Here is a 25141-nt window from a genome sequence, read left to right on the forward strand (position 1 = left end):
CATGCCCCTGCCCGATCACGGTCCCGCCTCCGTCCTGCGGCCGACCCCTGCCGGGCTATGGTGTCCGGAAGGCGATTTCCACATCGATCCTCCGCGTCCGGTGGATCGCGCCGTCATCACCCACGGCCACGCCGATCATGCCCGCGCCGGCCATGGCGCCGTCCTGGCCACGGCCGAAACCCTGGCCATCATGAGCGAACGTTATGGTCGGGACTTCGCGGGCCGGACCCAGGCCCTGGCCTATGGAGAACGGATCAAGGTGGGCGGCGTCGAGGTCTCGCTCGCTCCGGCCGGCCACGTCCTGGGCTCGGCCCAGGCGACCGTTCGTCGGGGCGGCCTGACCATTACGGCCTCGGGGGATTACAAGCGTCGCCGCGACCCGACCTGCGCCGCCTTCGAGCCGGTGCCCAGCGACGTCTTCATCACCGAGGCCACCTTCGGCCTGCCGGTCTTTCGCCACCCGCCGGACGTCCAGGAGATCGGACGGCTGCTGCGTTCGGTCCAGCAGTTTCCCGAACGCGCCCATCTGGTCGGCGCCTACGCCCTCGGCAAGGCCCAGCGGCTCATCCGGCTGCTGAGAGAGGCCGGCTATGACGAGACCATCTATGTTCACGGCGCCCTTGAACGGCTGAACCGTCTCTATGAGCATTTCGGCGTCGATCTGGGACCGCTCGCCCCGGCTACGGGATCAAAGGCCGACTTCGCCGGACGCATCATCATCGCCCCGCCCTCCGCCGTCGCCGACCGCTGGAGCCGACGCTTCCCCGATCCCGTAACCGCCTTCGCCTCGGGCTGGATGAGCGTGCGGGCGCGAGTGCGCCAGCGCGGCGTCGAGCTGCCCCTGATCCTGTCGGACCACGCCGACTGGGACGAACTGACCCACACCCTGACCGAGTTGTCGCCGCAGGAGACCTGGATCACCCACGGCCGCGACGACGCCCTGCGCCGCTGGGCCGAACTGCAGGGACTGACGGCGCGAGCCCTCCATCTCGTCGGCTATGAAGACGAGGACGACGACTGATGCGCGCCTTCGCCGCCCTGCTCGATCGCCTGTCCTTCACCGCCTCGCGCAACGCCAAGCTGCGGCTGATCCGCGACCATCTGGCCGACGCTCCCGATCCCGACCGGGGCTGGGCTCTGGCCGCCCTGACCGGCGCCCTGTCCTTCACCGCCGCCAAGCCGGCCATGATCCGCCAGACGGTTGAAAGCCGGGTCGATCCCGAGCTGTTCCGCCTGTCCTACGACTATGTCGGCGACCTGGCGGAGACCGTCGCCCTGATCTGGCCGGCGCGTCACGGCGCCAACCGCGAGCCCGAACTGTCCGAGGTGATCGACGCCCTGAACACCGCCAAACGCGGCGAGGTTCAGGGCCTGCTGGAAAGCTGGCTCGACGCCCTCGACGCCGATGGACGCTGGGCGCTGTTGAAGCTGGTGACCGGAGGCCTTCGCGTGGGTGTCTCGGCGCGGCTGGCCTGGCAGGCGGCGGCTGATTTCGGCGGCGTGGAAGTGGCAGAGATTCAGGAGGTCTGGCACGCCCAGAGCCCGCCCTACGCCGACCTTCTGGCCTGGCTGGACGGCAAGACCGAGCGCCCCTCGGCCATGGCTCACGGCCGCTTTCGTCCGGTCATGCTGGCCCAGCCGATCGACGAGGCCGTCGACCTGCCCCGGCTGGACCCTTCCGCCTACGCCGCCGAATGGAAATGGGACGGCGTCCGGATTCAGGCGGTCAGCGAAGGAGGCGTGAAACGCCTCTACAGCCGCACCGGCGAGGACGTGTCCGGGGCCTTTCCCGATGTCGTCGCCGCCCTGACCTGCGAGGGGGTCATCGACGGCGAACTTCTGATCCTGCGCGAGGGTCGTGTCGCGCCCTTCGCCGACCTGCAGCAAAGGCTGAACCGCAAGACGGCCGACGCCAGGCTGATGCTAAGCCATCCGGCGGGCGTTCGCGCCTATGACCTGCTCGCCGCCGACGGCGAAGACCTGCGCGCCCTGCCCTTCGCCGATCGTCGCGCCCGACTGGAGGCCTTTGTCGCCGCCGCTGGCTCAGACCGCATCGACCTGTCCCCCCTGGTCCCCTTCCGGACCTGGAACGACCTGACGGCCCTGCGGGCCGCTCCTCCGCCCGGCGACGCGCAAGCCGCTGAAGGTCTGATGCTGAAGCGGATCGACAGTCTCTACGAAGCCGGTCGGCCGAAGGGACCGTGGTTCAAGTGGAAACGCGACCCCCACCTGATCGACGCGGTGCTGATGTACGCCCAGCGCGGCCACGGCAAGCGGTCCAGCTTCTATTCCGACTACACCTTCGGCGTCTGGACCGAGGATGCGGACGGCGTCCACGTGCTCACCCCTGTCGGCAAGGCCTATTTCGGCTTCACCGACGAAGAGCTGAAACGGCTCGACAGGTTCGTGCGCGAGCATACGGTCGAGCGGTTCGGCCCCGTCCGCTCCGTCACGGCGACGCGGGAGTTCGGCCTGGTGCTCGAGGTCGCCTTCGAGGGCTTGCAAAGATCCAAACGCCACAAGTCCGGCGTGGCCATGCGCTTTCCCCGCATCAGCCGCATCCGCTGGGACAAGCCGGCCAGGGAGGCGGACGAGCTGCATAGGCTGGAAGCCCTGCTCGATGCGTCCTCGCCCGCCCCCTGACTCCGGCTAGCGGTTGTCCTTGTGTCGGGGATTGGGCTCGCCCGATCCCGGATCCGTCCGGGTTTCGGTCGATAGCCCGGAGGCTTTCGAGCCCCGGGGCTCGGTCGCCGGCCGCGGAGGCTGTCCGGCCTGGTCCGGAGCGCGCAGGTTTTCATTTTCGGCCTCGCGGCCCCTGCGTTCGGCGGGTCTGTCCTGGTGCGTCATCAAGCGTCTCCCTGGTGGGCGAAGAGAAGGAGAGAGGCCGGCGTCATGCGGACTTGCCGACGTGGGCGGGCTTGCCCTTTCGCGGGGTCGAAGCCATCTCCTCCAACGCCTTTCGGGTCATGCTTTCCTCCATGGACTTCGAGGCCCCCCGAAGCTTGCTTTTCGGCGCATCGCCCCTTTTTGCGGCCAGGGCGGCCCCTGCCGCCTTCTGCTGGGCTGCGGATCTGGCGGGCATTTCGAAATCTCCCTGACATCGGATCATCGTCGGATCGGGCGAAAGGCCGCTCCGACGCCTTCATTCAACCCGCCCCCGAAACCCGGGTTCCTCAGGGCCTGCCCCGCTAGACCGGACCGACCGCGGTAGCGACATGGCGGCTCAAGGACCGATGTGTCCTCTACCGGACAGAGCGCCGCGCCGCCGCGCGATCCCGATCAATCCGGCGCGCCTTGGGTCCTCTCGCCCTTCCGTTCGAAGCGCCGCTTCATCAGCAAGACGCCCATGGCCATGACAAGCGCGCAGCCGTTGGCGAGCGTCACGGGCCATGCCTCGGTCAGCAGGCCGTAGCAGACCCATAGAATGAAACAGCTCACGGTCAGGGCGTAGGTCTTGAGCGAGACGCTGGAAGCGTCGCGCTCCTTCCAGATCTTGTAGATCTGCGGCGCGAAACTGCTGATGGAGCACAGGGCGGCGGCGACGCCGATCCCATCGGCCATGGAGATCATGGGTCAGTCCCAAACTCGGCCGGTCCGGCCGCAGCGAGTCAGCCTAACGCCGCGGAGGCCCGCGGGCTCCCGTCAGGGAAGATAGAGATCCGCGTCCGGGTCGGTCTCGCCCCTCACCCAGGCCGCCACGATCTGGCTGGCGATCACCGAAGAGGTGATGCCGTTGCCGCCGAAACCCATGACCGCCCAGGCATGCGCCATCCCTGGCACGGGCGCGATCTGCGGCAGCCCCGTCGCGCTCTCGCCGAAGGCCCCCGCCCAGGCGTAGTCCACCACCGGCTTCACCTGGGGAAGGAGCTCGCCGAGCTTGGCTTCAAGCCGCTCTCGCTTGGACCGCAGAAGGGAGGGATCTTCATGCGCGGTCGCGGACGGCTCGTCCTCTCCGCCGAGGATCAGTCGCCCGTCCCGCGTCGCGCGCATGTAGAGGTAGGGATCCGACGCCTCCCAGACCATTGTACGCCTGAGCCAGGCCGGCATGGGGGTCCCCGGGACCGAGGCCAGGGCCCAGGTCGAGACCACCCGCGCCTTCGGCGCCGCGACGCTCTCGGGAACCTCATAGCCGCAGCAGAAGACGACTGCCGACGCCCTCACCGCCAGGCCGCCCGCAGTCAGGAGGGTCACGCCGTCGGGATCGGAGATCGCGCCGGTCACATCGACGGGCGAATGAATGCGCGCGCCCCTCGCCCGCGCGCGTCGCAGCAGGCCTGCCGTCAGCCGCGCTGGGTCCACGCCCGCTGATCCGCCGCTCAGAATGGCGCCCGTCCGATCCAGGCCGAACCCGGCCTTGAGCTCCGCGGCCTTCAGAAAGCGGCTCTCCAGCCCGATGGCCGCCCGCGCCTCCGCCTCGGCCGCAAGAGCCCGCCAGCCATGGGCGTCGCCCGCCAGATAGAGGTCCGCGCCCTCCTGAAAGCCGCAACGGAGTCCTTCCTCGGCGACAATGCGCCTGAGGTCCTCCATCGCCCTTCGCGATCGGAGGTAGGCCCGGTTCGCCTTGGCGCTCCCGACCTTCGCGGCGAGGGAGATCAGGGGAAGATCCATCTCCCACTGCAGCAATGCGGTCGACGCCAGGGTCGAACCGGCCAGGGGCGGCCTGCGATCGAGGACGATCACCTCGTGGTCCCGCGACAGCTCATGGGCCATGAGCGCCCCGCTGACGCCCGCGCCCACGACGGCGACCTCCACGGAGACGGCCCGTTCGAGAGGGCGGAACGGGACCTTGATGAAGGCGCTGTCCGCCCAGAGGGAACGGCCGCTCCTGAGGTCGCGCTTGCGGGTGAGTCTCGCCATCAGGGCCCTCCAGGCGCGACCATCGCCCGAGGCTTCGGAACGCGCGCCCGTGTCGGGGGTTGCCTTCTGCATGACCCAGCCTGGCCAGAGCCCTGACCTTTCCCAAGCCGGACCCGTCGCTTGGATCTGAACCGCCTTGACGCAGGATCCTTGCCGCCCCGTTTCAGGGACTGGTTCGCCGGCCGCGGGTGGACGCCGCGCGTCCATCAGCTGGCCATGATTGAAAAGGCGGAGGCCGGCGCCGACGTCCTCCTGATCGCGCCGACGGGCGGAGGCAAGACCCTGGCCGGCTTCCTTCCGAGCCTGATTGATATTTCCGGACGCGGCCCTCGCAAGGGGCCCAGGACCCTCCACACCCTCTACCTCTCCCCTCTGAAGGCGCTCGCCGTGGACGTGGAGCGCAATCTCCTGACGCCGGTGCGCGAGATGGAGCTGCCGGTGGTTGTCGAATCCCGGACGGGCGACACCGGTCAGGCGCGCCGCCAGCGCCAGAGGAAAAACCCGCCGGACATTCTCCTGACCACGCCCGAGCAACTGGCTCTCTTCTGCGCCTGGCCGGACGCCCGCTACTACTTCGAAGACCTGAGATGCGTGGTGATCGACGAGGTCCACGCCCTCCATGGATCGAAGCGGGGCGACCTCCTCGCCTTGGGACTGGCGCGACTGCGCACCTTCGCGCCTCACATGAGGATCGTCGGCCTGTCGGCGACGATCGCCGATCCGCCCATGCTGCGTCGCTGGCTGTCCGACAGGGGCGACGACATCGTCCTGGGAAGGCCGGGCGCGCCGCCCCAGCTTGAGGTTCTTCTGTCTGAAAACCGCGTGCCCTGGGCGGGCCACACCGCGCAGCACGCCATGTCCGAAGTCTATGAAACCATCAGGAACGCGGGGACCACGCTCGTCTTCGTCAACACCCGATGGCAGGCCGAATTCGCCTTCCAGGAACTCTGGAGGCTGAACGACGACAACCTACCCATAGCCCTTCACCACGGCAGCCTCGCGCCCGAGCAGCGGCGCAGGGTGGAAGCCGCCATGGCCCGCAATGAACTCAGGGCGGTGGTCTGCACCTCGACCCTGGACCTGGGCATAGACTGGGGCGCCGTGGACCTCGTCATCCAGCTCGCGGCGCCCAAGGGCGCCTCTCGTCTGGTGCAGCGGATCGGTCGGGCCAATCACCGACTGGACGAGCCTTCCCGCGCCGTCCTCGTACCCGCGAGCCGCTTCGAGATGCTCGAGTGCCAGGCGGCCTCGGAAGCCGTCGAGGCCAATGCTCTCGACGGGGATCCGCCGCGGAAGGGCGCACGGGACGTCCTGGCCCAGCATGTAATGGGATGCGCCTGCTCGGAGCCCTTCGATCTCACCGCCCTCTATGAAGAGGTCATTCGGGCCGCCCCCTACGCCGAACTCACCTGGGAAGCCTGGCAGCAGGTCGTCGATTACGTCTCGACCGGCGGCTATGTCCTCAAATCCTATGACCGCTTCTGCCGGATGTTCAGGGGCTTTGACGGCCTGTGGCGGGTCCGCAATGAGGAGACGGCGCGAAGGCACCGGATGAATGTCGGAACCATCGTCGCGGCCCAGTCGCTCAATATCCGTCTCGCCGGCCGGCGCGGCCCGGGACGCAGGATCGGTCAGGCCGAAGAATGGTACTTCGAACAGCTTTCGCCCGGGGACAGCTTCCTGTTTGCAGGCGAGGTCTGGAGGTTCGAGGGCGTGAGGGGCGTGGACGCCATCGTGACCCGCTCCACCTCGCGCCAGCCCAAGGTCCCGAGCTGGGGCGGGTCCAGGTTCGCCCTGTCGGCCAATCTGGCCCAGCGCGTGCGAGGGTTGATGAGCGATGACGCCTCCTGGTCGCGCCTGCCGCCCGACGTCCGCGAATGGCTCGAAGCCCAGAAGGATCATTCAGGCCTTCCGGGCGAGGACGACCTTCTGGTGGAGACCTTCCGGCGTGGCCGACGTCACTTCATGGTCTGCTACGCCTTTGAAGGACGCCTGGCTCACGCCACCCTCGCCATGCTCCTGACGCGAAGGCTCGACCGGGCAGGCGTCGGTCCCATCGGCTATCTGGCCAACGACTACGCGGTCTGCATCTGGGCCATGCGTCCGATGGAGAGCCTCGATTTCGACGTCCTCTTCCAGCAGGACATGCTGGGAGACGATCTGGAGGCCTGGCTGGACGAGAGCTTCATGATGAAACGCGCCTTCAAGGAATGCGCCCTGATCTCCGGCCTGGTCGAACGCCGGATGCCCGGGCACGAAAAGAACAGCCGACAGGTCACCTTTTCCGCCGACCTGATCTATGATGCGCTCCGCAAGCACGATCCCGGACATCTGCTTCTTTCCTGCGCCCGGGAGGACGCCGCGCGGGGCCTGCTGGACCTGGCCCGGCTTTCGGAATTCCTGGCGCGGATCAGCGGCCGCATCCGGGTGAACCGCCTGCCCCGTCTCTCCCCCTTCGCCGCGCCCCTGCTGATGGAGATCGGCAGGGAGAGGGCGCCGGGAACCTCGGCCGCCGACATGATGCTGGAGGACGCCGCCCTGGTGCAGGAGGCCATGTCTTGACGGCGCCCGGCCTTGCACCGCCGGCCGGCTTCGGCGACCTGACCATCCAGATCGCCGGGATCGAGACGACGTTGCGCCCATCCGGGGCCCTGTGGCTGGCGAGGCAAGGCCTGTTGGTTGTCGCCGACCTGCATCTGGAAAAAGGCTCGGCCTACGCCGCCAGAGGTCAGCTGCTGCCCCCCTATGACACGAGGGAGACCTTGAACCGCCTGGGGGCGGAGATCGACGCGCTTGAGCCCCGGACCGTCGTCCTTCTCGGCGACACCCTGCATGATCGTCAGGCCGAGGCGCGGATCGCCGGACCAGACCGAGAGCAGCTGGGCGCCATCTCCGACCGCCTTCAACTCGTCTGGGTCTGCGGAAATCATGATCCCGACGGCGCCGGTGAGCTGGGTGGGGTCTCGGCGGAATCCGTAGAGGTTGCAGGCCTTGTCCTGCGTCACGAGCCCTCGCCCGCTCCGGCTAGGGGCGAGGTGTCCGGGCACCTGCATCCCTGCCTGCGCGTCCGCGGCCCTGCCGGCGACATCCGGCGTCGCTGCTTCGCCTCGGACGGCCAACGCCTCATCCTGCCCGCCTTCGGCGCCTACGCCGGAGGATTGAATCTGCGGGATGCGGCCTTCGCGACCTTGTTCGAACGTCCGCCTACCGGCTACCCGCTGGGCAGGCGCGTGACGTCCGCGCCCTTTGACCGGCTCATGCCTGATCGCGCATGCCGCTAGGTTGAAGCCTCGGCGGTTTCAGGCGAGCGCCCTCCGATCGGAGCCAGGCGGTCCTCGTCTGGATACAACAGGAGGCTGATCTCGCCGCTGCGTTCCTGTCGAGCTTCCCGAACGGCATCCAGGCCTGAAATTCCACGCAGCCGCGCCGCTTCAAGAAGATCATCCGGCTTCAGCAGGGCCGCTCTCATCTGGCGAGGATCGATGCGCCCCTCGCGGACAAGCACCCGCGTCTGACCCTCGATCAGCGAAGAAAGACCGGGAAACAGAAAGGCGGTCCCCGCCAGAAGATAATGCATCAAAACGAGCACCACGCAGCCGGCCAGCGCGCTGTAGAAGTGCTCGCCCTCGACCACGCCGCGCCCGAGCACGGCGCCGACGATGACGATCAGCAGGGTGTCCAGGGGCGTGCCGCCCCGCATGAACCGCTTCTTGGCCGTCTTGAACAGGGCGAGCGCCGCCAGAAAGCCGAGCGCAGCGCGCGCGGAAGTCGCCGCTATTCCATCCGCCAACAGGTCAAACTGCATGGCGTGACAATGCCTTGAAGGCCCTTTCAGTTGCCCGGGTCGCCGTGACGTCAACAATCCCTAAAATCAATGGAGGGCCGCACCGCCTGATTCAACGGCGATGTCCATGTCGCAACACCAGAGCCTTCCCGTCAGCGCACACCGACCGAGTACGGCTTCCTAGAATTTGCTTAGACGCCGCCCGCCGAGCGACCCGGGCAATGCTCCCGGCTCCGACGCCGCGCAAGACGGGCTCATGCCTCCGCTTCGCCAAGGCGTCCATATCCGCTTCGACGAACTTGCAAGGCGCGGCCAGGTCCATGATCCACGCCCGGCAAGAGCCAACGCCTCTGCCAGAACGCCCTTCAAGCCTCAGGCCGCCTCCCAGACCCGGTTCAGGACCTGAGCGGCCAGCGCCGCCTTGTCCTGCGGGAGAAAGCGACCGTAATGGTCGGCGACCGTGGCTGGCGTATCCTGGATGGCGTAGCTGGCCTGCTCATAGGACCCGGTCAGCTTCAGCACGTGGGTCGCCAGGACGTCCCTCACATTGTGCGGCCCGTGGGGAAGCAGGCCCGGGATCGCCCCCTTACCCGTATAAGGGTTGTAGATCCCATACCGCTGGATCACCTGACGCCAGGCGCTGTAGAAGGTGTGCTGGTTGTAGGCGGCGTCGCGGCTCGAGGTCTTCACGGTCTTGACGAAGAAGGCGCCTGGATCGCGCGAGCCGTTCAGCAAGGCCGGTCTATGGCGCCCCACATAGGCGTCGATCCAGCGATACAATCCGCCGAGGTCCGGCAACAGAAGCCGGAACGGGCGTTTGGAAAAATAGGCCGAGCCGGAGTTCTTGAAGGCCACGCAGGGAATGAAGACCTCCCAGCCGCCGTCCCTCTCGCTCCAGCGCAGTTCGCCGCACCTTCGGGCCTCCAATTCCCTCTCCGGCGTCGGCGGGCTCCCCCGCGGACGCAGTTGGAGTTGCCGCAGGTTCTTCTGCCGTACGCCGAGGTGCAGACCCAGCCTCAGCATCAGGAAGGACCGGACCGCCTCCGCGGCGGCCCGGGGGTAGCGCCTCTCATCGGGCATGCGGCGCAGGATCTCTTCCGTGATCTTGCGATACTCCCCGACAGGGCTCGCCGCTTCGAGGATGGGCAGGATGGGCTCGAACGGATCCCGATGGACCCTGGCGACCCGCTCGATCTCCTTCGACCTGGCCAGGGCATGCCGATGGACCCGCTCGCAGGCTCCATCCCAATCCTCACGGATCCGATCGATCTCCTCCTGAGCGACGATGCCCCGAACGGGACGAAGCCGCTCCGCCAACCACGGGCTCTGTCTGATCCACCCTGTCTGGTCGCGCGAGAAGGCCGCGCCAAGCAGGAGCATTTCGCTCTCCCATCCGGTGAAAAAGCCTCGGCGGCGCTCGCGCCACTGCACGTACCAGTCCCAGACCGATGGCAGCACGAGCAGCCCGAAGGTCAGGTCCTCACGGAGCACGCCCAATCCGCTCACCTCGTCGTCAGGCAGAGCGGCCAGGGCGCCGAACAGCAGAGCGAGATGCTCTTCGCGCTGCGCCGCTGTCTCCGCTCCCCATACGCCTGAGCGCTGATAGCCGATATCCGTGAGCGTCGCCGACTTGAACCGCAGGAGGGCGTCCATCTCGGCCCGAAGCAGCGCGGGGGCCGCCAGTTCAGCGGGCCCGCTTCCGTCAAAACGGAGCGCGAACCGATGCTTCGACACGGTAGAATGATAGCGATGATAGGCCGTGCCGCCGGACAGGATGGTCGAACGCACCCAGGTCAGGATTTCCTCCTGCTCTTCACCCGACCTGTCATCGAAGTCATCCGGCAGATGCCAGGCCAGACGACGGGATTCCGCATGTCGCACCTCCGGCGGAACAAGGCCTCTCCAGGCGCGGTGCTGCTTCAGTCGCGACCTCAGGTAGCCGCCCTCCAGCCGATAGCGATGCTCGATGATGTCGAGGACCTTCAGACTGGCAGGCGTCTGCGGGACCTTAAGGCCTCGCCGCCAAGCCGCCAGGGTTGTCCGGTCCGTAAGCCCTCCAGCGGCCACGATCGCCCGATGCAGCCGATGGGAGTTCTCGCCATGCCGACGGATCTGGAGATCCAGCGCGGCGTGGAAGTCCCGGGGCTCATCATGAACCTCCCACAGGGCGGCGGGATGGGCGACGATGGGGAGTGGCGGCCTCCCTCTTTTTGTTTGAACACGCGCATCAATTGACGGGGGAACCACAGGCTTTGAACCGGACACAAAAACTCCACTGGAAACATCGCCTTGCGGCGACCAGTGAAGAGACGGCCTAACAGCCCCCAAACCCTAATGATCCGGCGTAGAAGGTCGAAAAATCTTCTCAAAGCTCTCCGATCAGCCTCAAGCAATGCGTCCGACAATGTCGTAGGCATCGCTCAGGTGAAGCTTGTCCGGGCCGCACCCGGGTTTTTCCAGAGAGCCACAATGAAGCCCTGCCCGCCCTTGACCGACGAAATTACAGTCCGTGGCCTTGTCGCCTATCTGCGACGAGAGACGCCGAGACCGGTAGGAGAAACTCAATCCTCCGTCATCATCACCGCGGCCTTGATCTGCATTTGCGTCGGTCTGTTCGCTCTTACGACAGCGATCTTCATCCGCTCCTGGATCACCCCGCTGGGCTTCATTTTCGTCGGAGCCTGGGCCTTCGCAGTGCTGTTCCTCTCGTGGGCGGTCGTCAGTCCGATCATCAACCTTGTCCGGGACCGGGTCAGCCTGATGGACGCCTTGGCGGACCTTGCCGATCGACGCCGAAAGGCAGTCCGCAACCTGGTCGCCATCCTGTCCGAACATCACGACGACGTCGCGCTCGTCGAAGCTCAGAAGAACCTCAGGTCCGAGATCGCCGCCGTCAAGCGACGTAGAATGCAGATGGCCGGGATGACCGCGCTCGCTACGGCTACCGCTGCCTTGACCACCCAGATCGGCTTGGGCGAGAATTTTGACAATGTCGCCAAGCTGATAACAGCATCGGCGCCTGCAATAGGCGTGGGAGCCGGCGTCGCACTGGTCGTCACCCTGGATTTCCTCGACACTCTGGAACGCGCCGATGAAGCACTCGTCGAGATCCTGCAGTCTGACCCCGTCTCCGACAGAAGAACGACGCCACTCTCGTCGCGAAGAGCGCGTCAGAAAGGTATGACCCCGGACCGAAACAGCCGGATCACTTCGTCCCGGTCTACGAAATCCCTCTCATACTCATCATCCCAATCAGGAAACTCGTCGAGAAAAAGATCATCCGCCAAAACCCCGATCAAGGGCTGGCGTCCAGGGAACTGATGAGCTGTCAGATCATACGTCCAGGCGCCCGCCATGACCCAGAAGTGAAACTCATAACAGTCTCGCCTGGCGCCACGGATGATGCGGACATCGGGGAGGCCGTATTTTTCCTCGATCAGATAGACAAGGATCAGAGACACGCTTTCACAGCAGTTCTCCGGATAAGAACGGCTGAAAGGATAACGGAAGATCTCCTTCCGGCGATTTTGCTCGAGGAACGCCAAAAGATGCCGCGCGGACCGATCCAGATCCGCCTTCATCATCCCTCCAGCCAACGCCTCCTCAAAGGCAGGTTCCTTCACCCCGTCCATTCAAAATTCATCGCTCCCTGTACCGATACTAACAACCTTGACAGTATATGTCCGTTCTCGCTGATATGAAGTCGGCACATGAAGTTTCAGGATGAAAAGGCCGCTCTGGTCGCCATTTCTGCAAGAACCCGCCCGTCACAGACCTGCGACATGACGGGCCACACACCCAAAATGAACTACCTGAATTTAGAATTAGTTCTCATATATCAGCTTATTGAGGAGAAATTTCAGCAAACCTCTTTGCATGATTTTTCAATAAATTTAGTTGCAAACTGAAACTCCCGCCCTAGGTTCTGGTCCATGAGCAAACTCGCGGAGTTCCAAAAGCGCCTTCGACCGGGCAAGGCCTATCGCCGCGCCGAGCTGTCGAAGTGGTCACTCGCCGTGGATCGCCACATCCAGGCGTCCGTCCGGGACGGCAAGCTGAAGAAGCTTGCAGGGGGGCTTTACTATGCTCCCAAGCAGACTGCGTTCGGGGCTGCGCCGCCGAAGGACGAGACTTTGGTCTCGACCTTTCTGAAGGGCGATCCGTTCCTACTCGCCACGCCCAACGCCTATAACGCACTGGGCGTGGGCACGACCCAGCTTCACAACAGGACCTTCGTCTACAACCACAAGCGCCACGGCAAATTCGCCTTGGGCGGTCGTCAGTTCGAGTTCCGCGTGAAGCCGCGCTTCCCGTCCAAGCTCAGCCGGGAGTTCCTGTTGGTCGATCTCGTCAACAACCTCGATCAGCTCGGCGAAGATCCGGATCAGACCCTCACCCAGGTGAAGAACGTCGCGCGGTCCTCGCCCCCAGCGAAGCTCGAGCGCGCCGCGCGCGACTATGGCCTGGTCCGCACGCGCAAATTCTTCTCGCAGGTCCTGAACGAGGACTTGACCAGTCATGCCTAATTTCCTGCATCGACATCCGCAGTTCGACGACCTGATCCGGATCGTCGCAGGCGATCGCGGGATTGATCCTGCGCTCGTCGAGAAGGATTACTGGATCATGCACTGCCTGTTTGGTCTGCAGCAACTCGGCTTGCGGTTCGAACTGAAGGGCGGCACATCGCTGTCCAAGGGTTACGGCGTGATTGATCGCTTCTCGGAAGACATCGACCTGCGCATCGAACCCGATGCCGAGCGGGGCGTCGCGACGCGGCCGAACCAGACCAAGGCCGCACACGTCCAGAGCCGTCGCGATTTCTATGACTGGCTCACCGAAACCATCGTCATCGACGGCATCGTCAGCGTGACGCGCGACGTGTCCTTCGACGACACGCGATACTACCGCGGCGGCGGAATCCGCCTCGCCTATGCGCCCATCGGCGGCGGGATTGAAGGCCTCAAGGACGGCATCCTATTGGAAGTCGGTTTCGATACGGTCACGCCGAACGAGGCCGTGACCATCAGCTCCTGGGCCTATGATTACGCGGCCGATCGCGTTCAGATCGCTGACAACAGGGCCAAGGAGGTGGCCTGCTATCATCCCGGCTACACACTAGTGGAGAAGCTCCAGGCGATTTCGACGAAATATCGCAACCAGCAGGATACGGGCGTCTTCCCACCCAATTTCATGCGCCATTACTATGACGTCTACTGCCTTCTCAGGACCCCGGCAGTTCAGTCCTTCATTGGATCAGAAGCGTATCACTCGCATAAAGCCGCACGCTTTCCAAAGGCCGACAACCCCGACATCGCCGAAAACGAAGCCTTCCGGCTTCGGGAGGAGGCGACCCGTGCAGAACTCTCGGCCGCTTACGCGAAGTCAGCCGCGCTCTATTATAACGGCCAACCTTCATTCGACGACATTCTCGCCGGGATTTCAAAATGGTCTGACCGCCTTTGACCTCGTGGCGAGAGCGCGACGGCATTTGGCTTAGCCGACGCCGACCCGCTTCTTGAACGCGTTCAGCACTGACACCTCTCCAAGCCTAGTCCGCCAGGCGGACTGAAATCGGACAATGATCTGAGGGATGCTCCGCCTCCGGGGCGCCATAGACATATTCCTCAAACGAGCCCGCATCGAGCCGTTCGGCGGCTTTCGTTCCTAGCACGATAAAGTCGATGAACTCCCGATATCGCGCTTTGCAGTTCGCCTGACGACCTCTGCCCGCGAGGGTCAGGGCGGCGCCGGCCGGTTCTCCATCATTGATCTCGGCGAGGAAGGCGTCGCCCCGGCTCGCGAGACGTCGGTTCCAGTCGCCCAGGACAACGAAGGCTTCACCCGACCGTACGCGATCATCGATCCAGGTTTCCAGCACAGGCCCTTGCTGGAAAAGCACAGGGCAATCCGGATCAGTCAGAGCACGGCCCGAGTTGCATCCCGACTTCAGGTGTACGGCAAGAAGACGCAGCGGCCGTCCTCGCGTCACAGTAACGTCCACACCCCAACGGAGGTTGGGATTGCCGAGGGCCAGATCAGAGAGGTCCGCATTGCGTGACCAGACAACGCCCTTGCGGATGGCGAAGCCCACGGCCTGGTTCTGGATGTGACGGCCTGGCAGTCCGCGGCACTCAGGGCCACGCGCGCTCTCGGGCCGCGTCGACATAACGACGTCGTAGCTTGCCGGATCAAAGACCCGCTCCGCCGCCGCCCGGTTCTCCACTTCCTGGAAGGCGATCACATCGGCGCCGAGCGCATCGGCGTGGCGGCGAAGAAGCGCATAGTCCGCCTCCACCCGGGGGCGACACCCCTGCCCGTCCCGGGCGGCCAGATGCTCCAGGTTCCAGCTGGCGACCTTGAGCGGCGCCTCGTTCGTCGAGACAGGCAAGGTCCCGACGCAACCAGACAGAAGAGCGATGGCGGCGAATGAGGCGAACAAGCGTTGCATCAAGCGGTGGTAGCGCACCTGAAGCTTCGCGCAAGGCGCCGTCGCCTCACCCGGAGGTCAACGAAAGCCGGTCACCCATGCCTCCACGCCTTCCCTTGAGCCCGAAATCGCAAGCTCCATCCCGCCCCGCGCGAGAATCTCCAGATGGCTGCCGGCGGTTTGGGAGCGACGCGAAAGCTCCATGCATAGGCCCAGGACAGCGCCATGAAGATCCCCCGCTTCAAACAAGGCCATGGCGCGCGCCTTGGCGGCTTCGACATAGGCGGTCAGCGTCAGGGAAGATTCAGCCTCCTGCGCTCCCTTGCCCGCGTCATGGACCTCTAACACCTTCGGCGCCCCCTCCCCGCACAGATGGTTCGCCCAGACTTCAAGCGCCTTACGCTTTTCCGGCACATAGGTATGGCGATCATAGACGCCCGTGACCGCAGCGCCCTCTTTAGGCGTGTGTCCAAGCACGAGGCCCACAATGAGGCGCGAAAAACCGTAACGCCCGGTCAGGGTCGTCGCCCCTGATCGTCTGACGTCATGGGGCGACCCCGGCTGCAGACCCTTGCGCTCGCAGGTCCTGGCGATGGCGCGGGTGATGGCGTGAGGATCCAGGTGCTGATCCAGCGACCGCGGCGATGGGAAGAGGAACGGACTGTCCGGATCCAGCGCCCAGGCCTGGTCAATCACTTCAAGGCAGCGGGCGCCGAGGGGCACGACATGAGGATGCCTCGCCTTCGCCCGTTCGGAGGGGATAATCCAAAGGCCCGCCGCCCGATCGATCTCCGCCTTGCGCGCTCCGGCGACCTCGCTTCTTCGCGTCAGGGTCAGCATCAGGAACTGGATCGCCAATCCCATGACAGGCTCCAGACGCGCCTGCCCGCCAGCGTCTCCGGGCCGCCGCGACAGGGACGCCTCGATCGCGATCTCCCGGATCACCTTCAGCGCCGCGTCGTCAAACATCCGCTCGCGTGATGTCAGCGCCAGAGGCCGAGACAGCCCCGTCACCGGATTGACCTCAATCCGCTCCTCCTGAACTGCAAAGCCCATCACGGCATGCAGTATCCCGCCCACAGTGGCGATCGTCGCGGGCGCGTAGCGACCGGCGACCACCAGCTCGCGCATGAAGGCCTTCACCTCGGCCCGCCTGATGTCGGCGAACGGCCGATCGCCCAACGGCTCCCGAACATGCAGCTTCCAGGTGTTCCTCTCCCTCTGGATCGAGATCGGTCGCTTGGGACGGCGCCGCCCTCCGTGCAGGCCTACTGCCGCTGCCGCCCAATAGGCCTCCGCGAGTTCATTGAGGGTTTCGCCCGTCCGCAGGCGGTCCCGCGTCTGCGCCCGTTCGCCGACCGGGTCAGCCCCTTCCAGGACCGACATTCTGGAGGCGTTTGAAGCGATCCTCGCCTTGGCGAGCGTCAGGCCCGGGTAGCCGCCGAGGACCAAACGTCGACGAACCCCGCCGGCGGTCACATAGCGATACTCAAACTGACGCGAACCGCTGGGAAAGACCCGGACCGTCAGACCACGGCTCCCGCTGACCTTTCGCTCGTACGCCTTGGCGGCCGGCTTCAATGCAGAAATCTGCCGATCCGTCGTGAGCTCTCCCGCCGCCACTCCGACCTCCAGAACCCTATCATTCGCAAATCAACGACATTCGGATTCTAGCACGCCGGGCATGCACCGCGCTGCGTCCCAGGCTCTGTTGCGTCGCTCACTTCCCCGGAGACGCCTCGCAAGAAACCGCCTGAAAAGCCCTGAAACAGCATTCCGCGGCTATCCGCCGCGCGCCTCGCAGAAGCGGTCAGACCCGCTCCACGGACGGGCTTGTTTCGTCAATTCTGCCCCACTAGCGCCCCACTAGCTCAAAATGAGGAGAAAACTAATCCGAGCACGGATAGTTATTGCGCTGCAAGTATCTGATTTTATTTCTGAAATTTGGTAGGCGGCGACGGGTTCGAACCGCCGACCCTCTCGGTGTAAACGAGATGCTCTGACCAGCTGAGCTAGCCGCCCTCATGACATGCGCGTCAGGCGCGCTTCATGCCTGTCTCCGCTCAGCCGTTCAAGGCGCTTTTCAATCCTTCCCCAACGCGGAAACGGGCCGTGCGCGAAGCAGGACGGGCGATGGCCTCTCCGGTCTGCGGGTTGCGCGCGGTGCCGGCCTTGCGCTCAACGGCGATGAAACTGCCGAAGCCGACCAGTCTCACGTCGCGGCCACGCGTCAGCGAGGCGGTCACATTATCGGTAAAGGCTTCCAGCGCCAGCCTGGCCTGGTCGCGGCTGATGCCCGCCGCCTCAGCCATGACGCCGATCAGTTCGGTCTTGTTCATTGTTCCTGCTCCCCAGCAAACTCCCGGCGCGCACTTAAGGCCTTCCTGACGCTGACGTCAAAAGCAACGCGGCCCGGGTTTCCCCGAGCCGCGCGCTGTCGATCAGATTATCGTCGGCCCTAGTGGCTGACGGCGGTCCCGTCCTGGGGCGGCTGGGCCTGCGGCGCGGGCAGCAGCGGCTCGGCCGCCTCGTCCCACTCCACCGGCGTCAGCGTGCCGGTCAGGGCCCACTTCAGCGCCTCGTCGGCGGTCGAGATCGGCACGATCTCCAGCGCCGACTTCACATTGGCGGGCACGTCCTCCAGGTCCTTTTCGTTCTCCTGCGGGATCAGCACCGTCTTCACGCCGGAACGCAGGGCGGCCAGCAGCTTCTCCTTCAGGCCGCCGATCGCCGTGACCCGGCCGCGCAGGGTGATCTCGCCGGTCATGGCGATGTCCTTGCGGATCGGAATCCCGGTCAGGACCGAGACCATGGCCACGGTCATGGCCACGCCGGCCGAGGGGCCGTCCTTGGGCGTGGCGCCGTCCGGCACGTGGACGTGGATGTCGGTCTTCTCGAACACCGGCGGCTTGACGCCGAAGGCCAGCGAGCGGCTGCGGACGTAGGAGGCGGCGGCGGAGATCGACTCCTTCATCACCTCCTTCAGGTTGCCGGTCACGGTCATGCGGCCGCGGCCCGGCATCTTGATCGCCTCAATGGTCAGGATGTCGCCGCCGAACTCGGTCCAGGCCAGACCGGTGACGATGCCGACCTGATCCTCGGCGTCCGTCTCGCCATAGCGGAACTTCTTCACGCCCGCGTATTCAGCCAGCTTGGCCGCGTCCACGGTGATCGAAGCAGCCCTGGTCTTGGCCATCTCGCGCACGGCCTTACGGGCCAGACCGCCCAGGGCGCGTTCCAGCGAACGCACGCCGGCTTCGCGCGTGTAGTAGCGGATCAGGTCGCGGATCGTCTCTTCCGGGACGATCAGCTCGCCTTCCTTCAGGCCGTGGTCCTTGAGCTGCTTGGGCAGGACGTGGCGCTTGGCGATCTCGACCTTCTCGTCCTCGGTGTAGCCGCTGACCCGGATGATCTCCATCCGGTCCATCAGGGGCTGCGGCATGTTCAGGCTGTTGGCCGTCGTCACGAACATGACCTGCGACAGGTCGTAGTCGACCTCCAGGTAGTGGTCGCCGAAGGTCGAGTTCTGGGCCGGGTCCAGGACCTCCAGCAGGGCCGAGGACGGGTCGCCACGCCAGTCGGCGCCCAGCTTGTCGATCTCGTCCAGCAGGACGAAGGCGTTGGTCGTCTTCGCCTTCTTCATCGACTGGATGATCTTGCCGGGCATGGAGCCGATATAGGTCCGGCGGTGGCCGCGGATCTCGGACTCATCACGCACGCCGCCCAGCGACATGCGGACGTATTCACGCCCCGTCGCCTTGGCGATCGATTGCGCCAGCGAGGTCTTGCCGACGCCAGGAGGGCCGACCAGGCAGAGGATCGGGCCCTTCAGGCTGCCGGTGCGCGCCTGCACCGCCAGATACTCGATGATCCGTTCCTTGACCTTCTCGAGGCCGTAGTGATCCTCCTCGAGGATGTCCTCGGCCTTCTGCAGGTCGATGGGTTTGGTCTTGGCCTTGCCCCACGGCACGGACAGCAGCCAGTCGAGGTAGTTGCGCACCACGGTCGATTCCGCCGACATCGGCGACATGTTGCGCAGCTTCTTCAGCTCCGCCTCGGCCTTAGTGCGGGCTTCCTTCGACAGCTTGGTCTTGCGGATGCGCTTTTCGAGTTCCAGCAGTTCGTCGCGCGTATCGTCGGTCTCGCCCAGCTCGCGCTGGATCGCCTTCATCTGCTCGTTCAGATAATACTCGCGCTGGGTCTTCTCCATCTGGCGCTTCACGCGCGAGCGGATCTTCTTCTCGACCTGCAGGACGCTGATCTCGCCCTCCATCAGGCCATAGACCTTCTCCAGACGCGCCGGCACCTCGATGGTTTCCAGCAGGCCCTGCTTGTCGGCGATCTTCACCGACAGGTGGGCCGCCACGCTGTCGGCCAGCTTGGACGGGTCGTTGATCTGCGGGATGGAGCTGAGGGCCTCGGGCGGAACCTTCTTGTTCAGCTTCACATAGTTTTCGAACTGCTCGATCACCGCGCGCAGAAGGGCTTCGCTCTGCGAGGCGTCGCCTTCTTCATCAGCGATCTCGACGGCCTCGGCCTCGTAGTAGTCCTCGCGGTCGGTGAAACGAACCAGGCGCGCGCGGCCCTTGCCTTCGACCAGCACCTTCACGGTGCCGTCAGGCAGCTTCAGCAGTTGCAGCACCGTCGCCAGCACGCCGGTCTGATAGATGGCGTCCGCCGCCGGATCATCGTCGACGGAGTTCTTCTGGGTGGCGAGCAGGATCTGCTTGTCGCCCTTCATGATCTCGTCCAGCGCCCGAACGGACTTCTCGCGTCCTACGAACAGCGGCACGACCATGTGCGGAAAGACCACGATGTCTCTCAGCGGCAGGACGGGGAGGATTTTGCTCTCGGTCATGATGCTTACTTTCCAGGGCCTTCGTGAATCTCCGGCCCACCGAACCGGTCTGTCTTGGCGCGAATGCCTCGACGTCTCGACTCAGCCCGCCGTTATGGGCGGCTTTCGTATGAGTATGTGGCGCTGCGAACGCCGTGTTCAAGCGTAGCGGACGCAAGGCCCACAGAAGCGTGAAACTGTGGTGACGCTGGACAGGCCGTCCTGGGCTCCTGTCGAACCCGGTCAGATCGTGCCGTCACACCGTTCTTGCGGCGATTTCACGCCCAGGCTCCCTGTGGCGCCGTTTCATCAGGGAACGAAGCGAAAGGGGCGGCCCGTCGCCGGACCGCCCCCTGCGTCTGTGACAGGCGTCAGCCTCAGGCCGCGCCGTCGGCCTTTTTCTTGGAGGCTTCCGAGTAGATCAGCAGCGGCTGGGCGCGGCCCTCGATCACCTCGGCGTTCACCACGACCTCTTCGACGCCTTCGAAGGTCGGCAGTTCAAACATGGTCTCCAGCAGGATGCCTTCCAGGATGGAACGCAGGCCGCGGGCGCCGGTCTTGCGGGTGATCGCCTTCTTGGCCACGGCCGACAGGGCGTCGTCGGTGAAGGTCAGCGTCACATTCTCCATCTCGAACAGGCGCTTGTACTGCTTGACCAGGGCGTTCTTCGGCTCGGTCAGGATCTTGATCAGCGCGACCTCGTCCAGGTCCTCCAGCGTCGCCAGAACCGGCAGACGACCGATGAACTCGGGGATCAGGCCGAAACGCATCAGATCGTCAGGCTCGACCTGCTTCAGGATCTCGCCGGTGCGACGCTCGTCGATCTCCTTGACCTTGGCGCCGAAGCCGATCGAGGCCCCCTCGCCGCGCGCAGAGATCACCTTCTCCAGGCCAGCGAAGGCGCCGCCGACGATGAAGAGGATGTTGGCGGTGTCGACCTGCAGGAATTCCTGCTGCGGATGCTTGCGGCCGCCTTGCGGAGGCACGGAGGCGACGGTGCCTTCCATGATCTTCAGCAAGGCCTGCTGCACGCCTTCGCCCGACACGTCGCGGGTGATCGAGGGGTTGTCCGACTTGCGCGAGATCTTGTCGATTTCGTCGATGTAGACGATGCCGCGCTGAGCCCGTTCGACGTTGTAATCCGAGGCCTGGAGCAGCTTCAGGATGATGTTCTCGACATCCTCGCCCACGTAACCGGCTTCGGTCAGGGTGGTGGCGTCGGCCATGGTGAACGGCACGTCGATGATGCGCGCCAGCGTCTGGGCCAGCAGCGTCTTGCCCGAGCCGGTCGGCCCGATCAGCATGATGTTCGACTTGGCCAGTTCGACGTCGTTGTTCTTCGTCGCGTGGTTCAGGCGCTTGTAATGGTTGTGGACGGCGACGCTCAGCACCTTCTTGGCGTGGCTCTGGCCGATCACATAGTCGTCCAGGACGTCGCGGATCTCCTTCGGAGTCGGCACGCCGTCCTTGGTCGTCTTGAAGGCGATCTTGTGCTCTTCGCGGATGATATCCATGCACAGTTCGACGCATTCATCGCAGATGAACACCGTCGGTCCCGCAATCAGCTTGCGGACCTCATGCTGGCTCTTTCCGCAGAACGAGCAGTACAGGGTGCTTTTGGCGTCGGTGCCGGCGGCTTTGGTCATAGACCCTTCTCACTCCCGCGATCCGGCCCGACATGGGACGAAAGGCGCTTCCTTCGCAATTGATCCGTGAATCTATGCACGAAGGTCTTCAAAAAAAGACAATCACCCATCACACGTTCCGCCACAACCCTATTGCGACGCGACAACGCACGAAGGCGGCGCGAACAGGGCGGACCGAACAGTTTCTATGGGGATCACGGCTGATGTCTGACATGGGCGCCGCACAATCGTTTCGCCAGTCCCCCGCCGGGGATCGCCCGATCGTCGCCTTCGACTTCGACGGGACCCTGACGATTCGCGACAGCTTCACCGCCTTCCTGCGCTGGCGAGCGGGCGCGGCGGGCTGGGCCATCGGTCTGGCGAAGATGGCGCCGGCCATGGCCGCCTATATCAGCGATCGCGACCGGGGCCGGATCAAGGCCGCCTCGGTGCGTGAATTCCTGCTGGGTGTCGAGCGTCAGACGCTCGAGTCCGAGGCGGAACGCTACGCCGATCAGGTCTGGGACCGCTTCATGCGCCCCGACGCCCTTGCCTGCTGGCAGGCCTGGGGCGAAAAAGGCGCGCACCGCGTCATCGTCACCGCCTCGCCGGAAACGACCGTAGCGCCCTTCGCCCGCCGCCTGGGGGCCGAGGGCCTGCTGGGCACGCAACTGGTGTTTGACGCCCAGGATCGCGTCACCGGCGCCTTCGCGGGCGAGAATTGCCGGGGCGCGGAAAAGGTGCGCCGACTGCGCGCCGCCTATGGCGACGACATGAAGCTGGCCGCCGCCTACGGCGACACCTCGGGCGACACCGAAATGATCGCCTTTGCCGCAGAAAAAGGCTTCCGGGTCTTTACCGCTCGTCCCTGACGAGCGGCGCATCGGTCAATGTCCGTCGACGTCTACGTCAAAGACCATGGCCCGTCCGCGCGAAGTCGGATTCCATCCCGCCTCCATCGCCGAAACCACGGCGTTGCGCACGGCGTCGACATTGACCCTCTGCTTCTCCACATCCGGCCGACCATTGGGGCGCAGCGGCGGCGGAAACTGGATGATGGCTTCGCGCTTGAAGTCGATCAGGCGCAGGGTGACCGCCATCCCCTCCCACACCCCGCCTGACTTGGGCTGAGGCTGACGCCGGATCTCCCATTCATAGGTATCGCCGTCGACTTCGACCGTGCCTTTGGAATCGCGCGTGAACTGCATGGGGGGCCTGATAGCATGAATCCGGTGTTGAAGAGCGCTCCTAGCCCAGCATGCGCCGGGCCGTGTCGTCCTTCCAGATGAAACGATGGACCAGAACCATCAGGACATGCCCTCCGATCGCCGCCAGCAACAGCCAGGCCAGCAAGCCATGGAAGGCGTCCGCCGGCGCGGTCATCCACGCCACTTCCGATCCACCGCCTGCGATGAAAGGCAGCCCGAAGAAGGTCATCGACTTCCCGGAACCATATTGGCGCAACAAGGCCGAGGCAGGCACCACCAGCATCATGGCGTACAGCGCCAGATGCCCTCCCCTGGCGGCCAGTCCCCAGAATCCGCCGCCGTGAGCGGGACGCGCCTTCATGTTGTAGAGGCCCCAGATCGCTCGAACGATCAGAAGCGCGAGCAGCACGGTCCCCACGCTCTTGTGCGTGCCGACCCAGAAGGCGGTGATGGGCGCCTTGCCGACCGCCAGCTTGATCCCCATGCCCGCAAACTGCCAGGCCATCAGACCCGCCATGCTCCAGTGCAGCAGGCGCGTCACCAGACCGTATCTGAACCCGTCGTCTCGCATGGCCATGCCTGAATGCTCCTTGTTGGCGACAAGTGCTCAAACATGATTCGAGGCGGCGTCCGTCGCCGGACGCCGCCTCGCAAATTGTCGCAGCCGAAGCGGCTAAGGCTCAGGGAGCCTTCACGCCGTCGTCGTCGGCCTGGGTGCGCTTGTCATAGACGTGGTCGACGATGCCCCAGGCCTTGGCCTCTTCCGCCGTCATGAAATGGTCGCGGTCCAGGGTGCGCTCGACCTCCTCGTAGGTGCGGCCGGTGTGCTGGACATAGATCTCGTTCAGGCGACGCTTGGTGGCGATGATGTCCTCAGCGTGGCGCTCGATGTCCGAAGCCGTGCCGCGGAACCCGCCCGAGGGCTGGTGCACCATGACCCGCGCGTTCGGCAGGGCGATGCGCTGGCCGGCTTCACCGGCCGTCAGGATCAGCGAACCGGCCGAGGCGGCCATGCCCATAACCACGGTCGAAACCGGCGACTTGATGTATTGCATGGTGTCGTAGATCGCGAGCGCCGAGGTCACCTGACCGCCGGGGCTGTTGATGTACATGCTGATTTCCTTCTTCGGGTTCTCCGATTCCAGGAACAGCAGCTGGGCGCAGATCAGCGAGGCCATGCCGTCCTCGAACGGGCCTGTCAGGAAGATGATCCGCTCGCGCAGCAGGCGCGAAAAGATGTCGAACGACCGTTCGCCGCGGCTGGATTGCTCCACCACCATCGGCACCAGGTTGTTGGAGATGTAGTCGATCGGATCGCGCATGGAGACCTTCTGGGATGCTTGCAGGCGCGACTCAACCATCGCGGCCCTTCCTTCGAGATATCGCGTCGTCCGTCAGCTCTTACAAGACCACCAGGGCCTGATCGGACGCATTCAGCGTCAATTGGGCTCGGCCGCTTCGGCCTGACGCACACGCCGCGCCATCCACCAGGCCATGTCAGCCTCCTGAAGGTTGCGATGCGCCGAGGCGGATTCGGCGGAGTAGAGGCCTTGCAGATAGGCCACGTCCCAGGCGGTCAGGCCGGCGACGGTCCCGCGCGGATGCCCGAACAGATTGAGCACCGTGTCCGCCCCGCTGGTGTCCGCATCCGGCGAAAGGCGCGCCAGGGCCGTCATGGCCACATAGTCCCCCAGGGCCGGAACGCTGACGGCCCCGATCCGGGCCGTGTCGATAATGATGATCGAGCGATAGATATCGGTGCGCACCGCTGCGCGGAGCCGTGAATTCAGGGTGCCGGCGGGCGTCAGCTCCGTCATGTGCCACCAGCGGACCAGGCGCCCCGGCCGCCCGAACTCCGCCAGAAGTTCGCTGCCCCGCTCCTGCCCGTTCACATGATGCTTGAACGTCAGCCGGTGCTCTTCCATCAGCTCCCTGGCCAGCCGATCGGAATCGTCGGTGGCGATCACCAGAACATTGGGGAAGCAGCCGGGGCGGCCGACCGACAGATCGACCCGCAGCGCCGCTTCGGCGATCCGGTCATTGATGACCTGGGCGTGTTCCGGCGGCAGTCCGATGACCCCCGGACAGACGCGCTGTTCAAAGCGCGCCAGTTGCTCATTGCGGCCTGCGTTCGCGGAAACATCGCCGATGAAGCTGGACACGGCGTCTTTCAGGCGTCGCCCCTGAACCTCGACCGTATCAAGGTTGAACACCTCTTCGGACGGCGCCGTCGCGGCGGGCTGCGATGCGTCCTGGGCCTGGACCTGACCGGCGAAGGCCAGGACGAGGGCCGCAGCCCCGGCGAAGAGCATATGGGAATGGACCATGGCCAGGTTCCGGAAACAAGAAAGGGGTCCGCGTTGCGCGGACCCCTTCCTAGTCTGAAACCGTCGTCGAACGACA

23 protein-coding genes and 1 tRNA gene are annotated in these 25141 nt (G+C 65.1%); 9 read left to right on the top strand and 15 right to left on the bottom strand.

Going from position 1 to position 25141, the window contains the following annotated elements; translation table 11 throughout:
• Position 1: 1 nt before the first annotated feature.
• Together ACZ5XO_RS09345 and ACZ5XO_RS09350 are read left to right on the top strand one after the other, a co-directional pair.
• On the top strand, positions 2-1021 hold the full coding sequence (locus ACZ5XO_RS09345; RefSeq protein WP_464162093.1) for a ligase-associated DNA damage response exonuclease: 1020 nt from the start codon (positions 2-4) through the stop codon (positions 1019-1021).
• Positions 1021-2643 carry a cisplatin damage response ATP-dependent DNA ligase gene (locus tag ACZ5XO_RS09350; protein WP_464162094.1) on the top strand — a complete coding sequence of 541 codons (1623 nt, stop codon included), beginning with the start codon at positions 1021-1023 and terminating at the stop codon, positions 2641-2643. The genes ACZ5XO_RS09345 and ACZ5XO_RS09350 overlap by 1 nt, the downstream gene beginning before the upstream one ends.
• A gap of 247 nt (positions 2644-2890) precedes the next feature.
• Here ACZ5XO_RS09350 and ACZ5XO_RS09355 read toward each other — a convergent pair whose 3' ends face one another.
• From ACZ5XO_RS09355 to ACZ5XO_RS09365, 3 genes are all read right to left on the bottom strand, one after another.
• Complete coding sequence (locus ACZ5XO_RS09355; RefSeq protein ID WP_464162095.1) at positions 2891-3082, bottom strand: DUF3008 family protein; 192 nt, start codon at positions 3080-3082, stop codon at positions 2891-2893.
• A gap of 197 nt (positions 3083-3279) precedes the next feature.
• Positions 3280-3570 (bottom strand): SemiSWEET family sugar transporter, encoded by a 291-nt coding sequence (locus ACZ5XO_RS09360; RefSeq protein WP_464162096.1) that lies wholly within the window; start codon positions 3568-3570, stop codon positions 3280-3282.
• Between the two features lie 72 nt (positions 3571-3642).
• Positions 3643-4857: an NAD(P)/FAD-dependent oxidoreductase gene (locus tag ACZ5XO_RS09365; protein WP_464162097.1), complete on the bottom strand. Its 1215-nt coding sequence runs from the start codon at positions 4855-4857 to the stop codon at positions 3643-3645.
• A 216-nt stretch (positions 4858-5073) separates the two neighbouring features.
• Between ACZ5XO_RS09365 and ACZ5XO_RS09370 the strand changes: the two genes are divergently transcribed.
• Positions 5074-7419: a ligase-associated DNA damage response DEXH box helicase gene (locus ACZ5XO_RS09370; RefSeq protein WP_464162098.1), complete on the top strand. Its 2346-nt coding sequence runs from the start codon at positions 5074-5076 to the stop codon at positions 7417-7419.
• Positions 7416-8138, top strand: coding sequence for a ligase-associated DNA damage response endonuclease PdeM (gene pdeM / locus ACZ5XO_RS09375; RefSeq protein ID WP_464162099.1), 723 nt, complete (start codon positions 7416-7418; stop codon positions 8136-8138). Before ACZ5XO_RS09370 ends, pdeM begins: the two co-directional genes overlap by 4 nt.
• On the opposite strand, the gene ACZ5XO_RS09380 is transcribed toward pdeM, so the two are convergent.
• Both ACZ5XO_RS09380 and ACZ5XO_RS09385 read right to left on the bottom strand, forming a co-directional pair.
• A complete protein-coding gene (locus tag ACZ5XO_RS09380) occupies positions 8135-8662 on the bottom strand; it encodes a DUF421 domain-containing protein (protein WP_464162100.1) in 528 nt (175 codons plus the stop codon). The genes pdeM and ACZ5XO_RS09380 overlap by 4 nt on opposite strands.
• 351 nt (positions 8663-9013) lie before the next feature.
• Positions 9014-10906, bottom strand: a complete 1893-nt coding sequence (locus ACZ5XO_RS09385; RefSeq protein ID WP_464162101.1) for a hypothetical protein — start codon at positions 10904-10906, stop codon at positions 9014-9016.
• Between the two features lie 222 nt (positions 10907-11128).
• Between ACZ5XO_RS09385 and ACZ5XO_RS09390 the strand changes: the two genes are divergently transcribed.
• From ACZ5XO_RS09390 to ACZ5XO_RS09405, 4 genes are all read left to right on the top strand, one after another.
• Positions 11129-11962, top strand: coding sequence for a hypothetical protein (locus tag ACZ5XO_RS09390; protein WP_464162102.1), 834 nt, complete (start codon positions 11129-11131; stop codon positions 11960-11962).
• Between the two features lie 389 nt (positions 11963-12351).
• Entirely contained in the window at positions 12352-12549 is a 198-nt protein-coding gene (locus tag ACZ5XO_RS09395) for a hypothetical protein (protein WP_464162103.1), read from the top strand.
• 24 nt (positions 12550-12573) lie between these two features.
• Complete coding sequence (locus tag ACZ5XO_RS09400) at positions 12574-13167, top strand: hypothetical protein (protein ID WP_464162104.1); 594 nt, start codon at positions 12574-12576, stop codon at positions 13165-13167.
• A complete protein-coding gene (locus ACZ5XO_RS09405) occupies positions 13160-14104 on the top strand; it encodes a nucleotidyl transferase AbiEii/AbiGii toxin family protein (protein ID WP_464162105.1) in 945 nt (314 codons plus the stop codon). Before ACZ5XO_RS09400 ends, ACZ5XO_RS09405 begins: the two co-directional genes overlap by 8 nt.
• 85 nt (positions 14105-14189) lie before the next feature.
• Here ACZ5XO_RS09405 and ACZ5XO_RS09410 read toward each other — a convergent pair whose 3' ends face one another.
• The 6 genes from ACZ5XO_RS09410 to clpX all read right to left on the bottom strand — a co-directional run bounded on the left by ACZ5XO_RS09410 (position 14190) and on the right by clpX (position 21551).
• Entirely contained in the window at positions 14190-15107 is a 918-nt protein-coding gene (locus ACZ5XO_RS09410) for an endonuclease/exonuclease/phosphatase family protein (protein ID WP_464162106.1), read from the bottom strand.
• Positions 15108-15146: 39 nt separating this feature from the next.
• Complete coding sequence (locus ACZ5XO_RS09415) at positions 15147-16691, bottom strand: tyrosine-type recombinase/integrase (protein ID WP_464162107.1); 1545 nt, start codon at positions 16689-16691, stop codon at positions 15147-15149.
• A gap of 322 nt (positions 16692-17013) precedes the next feature.
• A tRNA-Val gene (locus ACZ5XO_RS09420) sits at positions 17014-17090 on the bottom strand.
• A gap of 41 nt (positions 17091-17131) precedes the next feature.
• Positions 17132-17407, bottom strand: a complete 276-nt coding sequence (locus tag ACZ5XO_RS09425; RefSeq protein WP_400546255.1) for an HU family DNA-binding protein — start codon at positions 17405-17407, stop codon at positions 17132-17134.
• A 119-nt stretch (positions 17408-17526) separates the two neighbouring features.
• Positions 17527-19926 carry an endopeptidase La gene (gene lon / locus ACZ5XO_RS09430; RefSeq protein WP_464162108.1) on the bottom strand — a complete coding sequence of 800 codons (2400 nt, stop codon included), beginning with the start codon at positions 19924-19926 and terminating at the stop codon, positions 17527-17529.
• Positions 19927-20282: 356 nt separating this feature from the next.
• Positions 20283-21551 (bottom strand): ATP-dependent Clp protease ATP-binding subunit ClpX, encoded by a 1269-nt coding sequence (clpX, locus tag ACZ5XO_RS09435; RefSeq protein ID WP_464162109.1) that lies wholly within the window; start codon positions 21549-21551, stop codon positions 20283-20285.
• Between the two features lie 203 nt (positions 21552-21754).
• On the opposite strand from clpX, the gene ACZ5XO_RS09440 reads away from it, so the two are divergent.
• On the top strand, positions 21755-22402 hold the full coding sequence (locus ACZ5XO_RS09440) for an HAD-IB family hydrolase (protein WP_464162110.1): 648 nt from the start codon (positions 21755-21757) through the stop codon (positions 22400-22402).
• A gap of 15 nt (positions 22403-22417) precedes the next feature.
• Here ACZ5XO_RS09440 and ACZ5XO_RS09445 read toward each other — a convergent pair whose 3' ends face one another.
• From ACZ5XO_RS09445 to ACZ5XO_RS09460, 4 genes are all read right to left on the bottom strand, one after another.
• Positions 22418-22738, bottom strand: a complete 321-nt coding sequence (locus ACZ5XO_RS09445; RefSeq protein WP_464162111.1) for a hypothetical protein — start codon at positions 22736-22738, stop codon at positions 22418-22420.
• 40 nt (positions 22739-22778) lie between these two features.
• Positions 22779-23315 (bottom strand): cytochrome b, encoded by a 537-nt coding sequence (locus ACZ5XO_RS09450; RefSeq protein ID WP_464162112.1) that lies wholly within the window; start codon positions 23313-23315, stop codon positions 22779-22781.
• A gap of 103 nt (positions 23316-23418) precedes the next feature.
• Positions 23419-24060 (bottom strand): ATP-dependent Clp protease proteolytic subunit, encoded by a 642-nt coding sequence (locus ACZ5XO_RS09455; RefSeq protein ID WP_003165321.1) that lies wholly within the window; start codon positions 24058-24060, stop codon positions 23419-23421.
• 117 nt (positions 24061-24177) lie between these two features.
• A complete protein-coding gene (locus tag ACZ5XO_RS09460) occupies positions 24178-25065 on the bottom strand; it encodes a hypothetical protein (protein ID WP_464162113.1) in 888 nt (295 codons plus the stop codon).
• Positions 25066-25141: the final 76 nt, after the last annotated feature.

It is taken from the genome of Brevundimonas sp. T2-11 (genome assembly GCF_055397675.1).